Below are 6,572 nucleotides of genomic sequence, written 5' to 3'. Positions count from 1 at the left end.
CGATTCTTTTGCCAGGGCTTCGACGATATCCTGCGAAGTAACGGAACCAAAAAGCTTGTCCCCTTCTCCCACCTGAACCGTCAAATGAAGCGTCAACGACTGAATTTTTTCACTCAGATCCCCGGCCTCCTTTTTAATTTTTTTCAACTTGACGTCAATCACACGTTTTTCATGATCTAACGCTTTTGTATTTTTATCGGTTGCCAGAACGGCCTTTTTTCTGGGAATCAAAAAATTACGCGCATATCCATCTTTCACTTCGAGCTGGGTGCCCATTTTTCCTAAATGTTCAACGTCTTCTTTTAAGATAACCTTCATACCTTACCCCTTTTCTCTTTATCATATTCAGGGGCCCGTGCGATGCTTCGCATTCTCCGATGCCCCCGAACCCCGCGTTTCGCACTGGCAAAGCCAGTTGCTTCACTTACTCTTTTATCCCTTTAATAAATTCATTTACTGTTTTTCGGGCATCACCAAAAACCATCATGGTATTTGGCCGTTCAAACAGCTCATTTTCTATTCCGGCAAACCCGGGGTTCATGCTTCTTTTGAGCACAATAACCGCCTTTGTACTTTCAACATCCAGAATTGGCATGCCGTAAATTGGACTTTCCGGAGTATTTTTTGCGGCCGGATTGACCACATCGTTGGCTCCGATGACAAGAGCCACATCTGTTTTCGCAAACTCATCATTAATATCGTCCATATCATATAACTGCGGATAAGGCACATTCGCTTCAGCCAGAAGGACGTTCATATGGCCCGGCATGCGACCCGCCACCGGATGGATGGCGTATTTGACAGAAACGCCTCTCTCTTCTAACAGGTCCACGAGCTCCCTCACCGCATGCTGAGCCTGAGCGGCCGCAAGACCGTAACCCGGGACAACGATAAGAGAACGGCAATTTTGGAGCACTGTAATGGCGTCTTCAATCGAATACTCTTTAACCACGCTTCTTCTTGCGGGTTTTCCGTTACTGGACGCGCTTTTATTCTCAGTCGCGACGGCCCCGAACATGACATTAATGACCGATCGGTTCATCCCCTTGCACATCACATAGGTCAGGATCATACCGGAGGACCCCACCAGCGATCCAATAATAATCAGGACATTATTATTAAACAAAAATCCGGTCACCAATACGGCGACTCCGGAATAGGAATTGTGAAGAGCAATGACCACCGGCATATCGGCTCCCCCGATGGGAAGCACCAGGGTAATGCCCAAAACAAGAGCCAGGACATTGATCATAATAAAAGAAGAATTGCTGTCCGGTTGAAATGGAAGATAAATCGAAAAACCAACAATGGCCAGGAACATGAGAAGGTTGAGAGGATGCTGAAACCTGTACAAAATGGCTTTTCCGGTCATCACCTCACGGAGTTTTGCAAAGGCGATAATGCTCCCGGAGAAAGTACTGGCTCCCACGATGGCCGAAAGGATAATGGCGGTCACTGAAAATCCGTCGGAATTGGGGAACGTCCGGTAAAACTCTGTGATGCCGATTAAGGCTGAAGAGATGCTTCCAAAACCGTTTAACATGGCGATCATCTCTGGCATTTCGGTCATTTTAACCATTCTGGCAAAAATCACGCCAATGGTGCCGCCAATCGCCGCCCCGATTAAAATCGTATGAAACTGGACAATTTCCTTATTCAGAAGGGTGACCACCACGGCCAGAAAAATGGCCAGGGTCGAAAAAAGATTCCCGCTACGGGCGGTATCCGGAGAATTGAGTCTTTTTATTCCTATGATCACTAAAACAGATGAAATCAGATAGACAATGTCAATTAAATGGTTAACCATGTCTCTTATTTTTCCTTCTTCTTAAACATTTTTAACATCCGGTCGGTCAGCATAAATCCGCCGACGACATTGATAGAGGCTGAGATCACGGCAAGTAATCCTAATATCGTCGCTGTGGTTCCCCCTTGATGACCGGCAGCCACCAAAGCCCCGACCAGCGAGATTCCGGTAATGGCATTGGTTCCAGACATCAACGGCGTATGGAGGGTCGGCGGAACTTTTCGAATCAGCTCAAATCCAACAAACCCGGCGAGCATCAGGACATAGATATCGACCATGAATGGAGATAACATAATTTTCCTTCTCAACAACCTCTAAAAACATTAATAACAGTAGATTATTTTGCTACAGCTTCCTTAACTTTTCTATAAAGAATTTCCCCTTTATGGGTAATGATAGACCCATGGGTAATTTCGTCATTCATGTCCAACTTAAAGCCTTTTTCGTTCGTCAAATGGAATAAAAACTTCTCAAGATTCCGGGAATACATCTGGCTGGCATGGACAGGCATCGAACTTGGAATATTCATAAACCCGTTAATAATGACACCATGTTTTACGACCTCTTTGCCCGGCTCGCTCAACTCACAATTTCCTCCCTGCTCAACCGCCAGATCTACGATGCAAGACCCTTTTTTCATCTCTTTCACCATCGATTCAGTAATCAGGATAGGCGCTTTTTTCCCATAGACTTGAGCCGTGGTAATCACCACGTCTGCCGCGAGGATATGTTTTTGAATCAATTCTTTTTCCTGATTAATCACATCTTCTGAAAGCTGTTTGGCATATCCCCCTGCGTCCTGGGCTTCTTCATGCTTAACATCAAGTTCAATAAACTTAACACCCAGGCTTTCCACCTGTTCTTTACACGCAGGACGTGTATCAAAAACTTCCACCACCCCGCCCAAACGTTTTGCCGTGGCAATGGCCTGCAGACCCGCAACGCCGGCTCCCAGAATCAGGACTTTGGCGGGAGCAATTGTCCCTGCCGCTGTCATAAACATCGGGAAAAACTTGCCAATGGCGTTTGCCGCCGTGATCACGGCTTTATAACCTGCCACCGTCGCCATGGAGCTTAAGGCATCCATACTCTGGGCAAGGGTCGTTCGGGGAATGGCATCCATTGAAAACGAGGTGATATTTCGCGCCGCTATCTTTTGAATCAGGTCAGGAAAATTAACCGGCTGTAAAAACGCGATTAAAACTGCCCCTTCTTTCATCAGGTCAATTTCGTCTTTATTTAATTTTGTGTTTAAAGCCGGCCGTTGAACTTTTAAGATCACGTCAGCCTCGCTATAAAGAGCCTCAGGTGAAGAGACCACCTTTGCGCCTGCTTTTTCATATTCACTGTCCGGAATAAGGGCAAACTCCCCCGCGCCGGTTTCAACGACCACTTCGAACCCTTTTTTTAGAATCCGTTTGATCGATTCCGGAATAAGGGCGACCCGCCGTTCTTGGGGAATAATCTCTTTAGGAACGCCTATTTTCATGATGAACTTCCTTGATTGTTAAAAATTGTTTCTGCCTTGATTTCGAACCCATAAAAAAATGACTAAAAATGATGAATAATACCTTAATTCTTTCTTTCAAGTCAAGAAAAAGACGGACCCCAAGAACAGCGATAGACTTCGCACCCACTTATTAATCATGTCATTGCGAGCACCGAAGGGTGCGTGGCAATCTTATCGTAAAGTCTTGAGATTGCTTCACTTTGTTCGCAATGACAGCTTTCTAACTCTGTTCTTGGGCGGACCTGAACCCCCGCTTTATTCCCCTAATAAAGCACGGGCTTCTTTTTTATTTAAGGCCGCCATCACCGGATCAAAAGGATTGGCAATCGTCATAACCGCTTCCAATTCTTTGTTGGCCTCTTCTTCCCGATTCATCGCCAGATAGGTTTTTGCCAGATCAAGGTGATAAAGGGTGTTGTTTTCGTTTAAAACAATGGCTTTTTGGAACTCTTCCACAGATTTTTTGTTGGATCCCCCTTTAAACCAGGGAAGCTTATGATACATCACCCCTAAAACATGGTGGGCCCCCCCATGGTTGGGGTTTAATTTAAGAACCTCGTCCATTTCTTTCCGAATCGGTTTTATTAAAAAAAAGGATTTTAACACCCCCTGGGTCTCTCCGATTCTTCCATAAGCCACCCCCAGCCAAAAATGGCCTTCGGTATTTTGAGGGTTTATGTCTATCGCCTTTTTCGCCAGGCTTTCCGCTTCTTTAAAAAAAGTTAACCTGGAAGGACGATCCTGAGACAAAAACCCTTGCCAGGCTTTAAGCCGGGAAAATCTCCAATAAACCTCATCCTTGGGAAGGTCTGTCGTCAACGCCTGGTCACAGAGCGACTCACCTTTCTTCAGGGCTCCTGCCTGATCTCTTTGTGCATAGACCTCATCCATTTTTTTCAGGAGTAAAGAAGGATCCAGCTCTTCAGCCTTTGAAACAGCGTGGCTGAAAACGCCCCCGATCAGGAGAAAAATAATTAATTTAAACGCGACGGAAATTGTATGGACACCTTTCATCGTTTCATCCTTTTGCTATAAGCTTCACAGGCTGAAACCCACCGGCATGCCGCCGAGGGATTAGAGGCAAAATGAAGGTGAACATAACTGGCCAAAACAGAACCGCTGAAAAAACCTTCTTCTTTGAAATTTTCATTCTCCCCCCCCCGGGACTTATTTATATTCAGGGGCCCGTGCGGCGCTTCGCGTCCTCCGATGCCCCCGAGCCCCGCGTTACGCACCGGCAAAGCCGGTAGCTTCACTTGATAAGCAGCCTGCCAGGCCACCAGGTCTTTATCCGGGAAAGCCTCCAGCCATTCGGAATAATGATATTCATGCCCTCTGGCTTTTTCTCCGGCGCGAAAAAGGAGATTATCTTTCAGGCTTATCATTTGGCGGTAACCAAGGGCTTTTAACTTTTTGCCCATTTTAATCTGTCCGGGAAGGAGACCCGCCATCGGGAAAAACTTTCCTTCCGCCGTTTCAATCCCTTTCGAAAGGTACATCAGCCCGCCACATTCCCCATAAACCGGCCCCCCTTCTTCCGCAAACCACCGGATCGACTGCAACATTGGCAGGTTCTCAGCCAAAACTTCCGCATGAACCTCCGGATACCCTCCGCCAAAATAAAGCCCATCAACATCAGGAATTTGTTTATCGCGAAGCGGGGAGAAGAAAACAAGTTGGGCTCCCGCCTGCTCCAATAAGTCAAAATTATCCTGGTAATAAAAATGAAATGCTTCATCTTTTGCAATGCCGATTTTGCAAACAAACCTCTCCCTGGCCGGCTTAAAGGAGGCAGGTTCCTCCTCATCATGGTTCAAGCATTCCATTTTGAGAAGTTCGTCTAGTTGAAGATTGGCCTCAGCCATCTCGGCGAGCCTCTTCCGCATCATTTCCGACAGACTTTCTTTCGCCTGAACAAGACCAAGGTGACGTTCAGGAATGGTCATTGAGGCGTCTAAGGGAATCCCTCCCAGGACTTTTACTTTGCAATAGGACTCCACTGATTCCTTCAAAATTTCCAGGTGGTTTTTGCTCCCAATCCGGTTAAAAATGACCCCTTGAATTTGGATTCCGGGGTCGAATTTCTGACACCCCGAAACAACGGAAGCGGCTGTCCTGGCGAGCCCTTTCGCGTCCAAAACTAAAATCACGGGAACGGAAAGCCATTGGGCAATTTGAGCCGAACTTCCCTCCTCCGACCTCCCCCTGAGTCCGTCATAAAGCCCCATGACTCCTTCAATAACGGAAAAGTCCACATCCTGCGTGTTCTGTCTAAAGCTCCTCAGAACGTTCTCTCTCCCCATCATCCATCCGTCGAGGTTTCTGGAAGGCCTCCCGGTCGCAATTTCATGAAAGGTCGGGTCAAGATAATCGGGACCTGCCTTAAAAGCTTGAATGGAAAAGCCCCTTCGGGTTAACGCTTCCAAAATGGCTAACGTCACGGTGGTTTTTCCTGCCCCGCTGTGGGTTCCAGCAATTAAAACGCCTTTTCTCCGCTGTATTTTAGAATTTTCCATGTTATTCATATTCAGGTAACTGCTCGTATTCCAGAATCAGATGATGGATCGAGCCGTAGCCTGGATGGAGGTCGAAAAACCCCTCAGGCCATTTTTGGGAAATCCAGGCATAAACCGCCCGGATGACTCCTCCGTGACAGACCACCGCGACGGCCTGACCGGAATGAGCTTTTATTAAATGAGCTATTTTTCGGGTAACCCTTCGGTAAAAAAGCTCAACCGGTTCGGCATCGGGCGGCGTAAAAAAAAGAGGCGCATCGCACCAGGCCTTCCATTCTTCGGGAAATCGAGTCACAATTTCCTCCGCGGTAAGACCTTCCCATCTCCCCCAGTTCCTTTCTCTTAAATTCAAATCGATCTGAAGAGGAACCGAAGATTGATCGGCCAACCGCCGCCCTCCTTCCACAGCTCTCTTTAAATCGCTTGAATAAACCGCTTCAAGGTTTACCGCTTTAAACTGGAGCAGGACATTGTCCCCCTGTGCATGTCCGACTTTCGACAAACCAATATCGGTGTGACCATAAAAAGCGGTCCCCCCTCCATAAGCCACTTCGCCATGCCGTATTAAATACAAATCTGTCATTACCACCATCAATACTTTTAATTTCGAAATGTCATTTGGCTTTCGTCATGGCAGAGTGTGACCTTCTCTGCTCGCGCTCCGAAGTTTACCATCTATTTTGTAAGACATTAAGGTAGGGTAAACAAACTTCGAAGAGGTCGCTGTTCAGGTCACACT

7 protein-coding genes are annotated in these 6,572 nt (G+C 46.9%); all 7 read right to left on the bottom strand.

Annotation, left to right across the window (positions count from 1 at the left end; all coding sequences use genetic code 11):
- Positions 1-318, bottom strand: a 318-nt coding sequence (rplI, locus tag HYR79_04895) for a 50S ribosomal protein L9 (GenBank protein ID MBI1821029.1), incomplete at its 3' end; no start/stop codon positions are given.
- A gap of 106 nt (positions 319-424) precedes the next feature.
- A complete protein-coding gene (locus HYR79_04890; GenBank protein MBI1821028.1) occupies positions 425-1,807 on the bottom strand; it encodes an NAD(P)(+) transhydrogenase (Re/Si-specific) subunit beta in 1,383 nt (460 codons plus the stop codon).
- A gap of 5 nt (positions 1,808-1,812) precedes the next feature.
- On the bottom strand, positions 1,813-2,100 hold the full coding sequence (locus HYR79_04885) for an NAD(P) transhydrogenase subunit alpha (GenBank protein MBI1821027.1): 288 nt from the start codon (positions 2,098-2,100) through the stop codon (positions 1,813-1,815).
- Between the two features lie 44 nt (positions 2,101-2,144).
- Positions 2,145-3,296 carry a Re/Si-specific NAD(P)(+) transhydrogenase subunit alpha gene (locus HYR79_04880; GenBank protein ID MBI1821026.1) on the bottom strand — a complete coding sequence of 384 codons (1,152 nt, stop codon included), beginning with the start codon at positions 3,294-3,296 and terminating at the stop codon, positions 2,145-2,147.
- Between the two features lie 276 nt (positions 3,297-3,572).
- Entirely contained in the window at positions 3,573-4,331 is a 759-nt protein-coding gene (locus HYR79_04875) for a hypothetical protein (GenBank protein ID MBI1821025.1), read from the bottom strand.
- Complete coding sequence (locus HYR79_04870) at positions 4,328-5,833, bottom strand: cobyrinate a,c-diamide synthase (GenBank protein ID MBI1821024.1); 1,506 nt, start codon at positions 5,831-5,833, stop codon at positions 4,328-4,330. The genes HYR79_04875 and HYR79_04870 overlap by 4 nt, the downstream gene beginning before the upstream one ends.
- A gap of 1 nt (position 5,834) precedes the next feature.
- Entirely contained in the window at positions 5,835-6,416 is a 582-nt protein-coding gene (locus HYR79_04865; GenBank protein ID MBI1821023.1) for a histidine phosphatase family protein, read from the bottom strand.
- Between the last annotated feature and the right edge of the window lie 156 nt (positions 6,417-6,572).

The organism is Nitrospirota bacterium, from assembly GCA_016178585.1.
Taxonomy (GTDB): Bacteria; Nitrospirota; Nitrospiria; order JACQBW01; family JACQBW01; genus JACOTA01.
Note: the sequence above shows the minus strand (reverse complement) of the source record. Positions and strands in the feature narration are given on the sequence as shown.

Coding starts and splice junctions, on each gene's coding strand:
- HYR79_04885 (MBI1821027.1), bottom strand. CDS start 2,100: ATGTTATCTCCATTCATGGTCGATATCTATGTCCTGATGCTCGCCGGG.
- HYR79_04870 (MBI1821024.1), bottom strand. CDS start 5,833: ATGGAAAATTCTAAAATACAGCGGAGAAAAGGCGTTTTAATTGCTGGA.
- HYR79_04865 (MBI1821023.1), bottom strand. CDS start 6,416: ATGACAGATTTGTATTTAATACGGCATGGCGAAGTGGCTTATGGAGGG.
- HYR79_04880 (MBI1821026.1), bottom strand. CDS start 3,296: ATGAAAATAGGCGTTCCTAAAGAGATTATTCCCCAAGAACGGCGGGTC.
- HYR79_04890 (MBI1821028.1), bottom strand. CDS start 1,807: ATGGTTAACCATTTAATTGACATTGTCTATCTGATTTCATCTGTTTTA.
- HYR79_04875 (MBI1821025.1), bottom strand. CDS start 4,331: ATGAAAGGTGTCCATACAATTTCCGTCGCGTTTAAATTAATTATTTTT.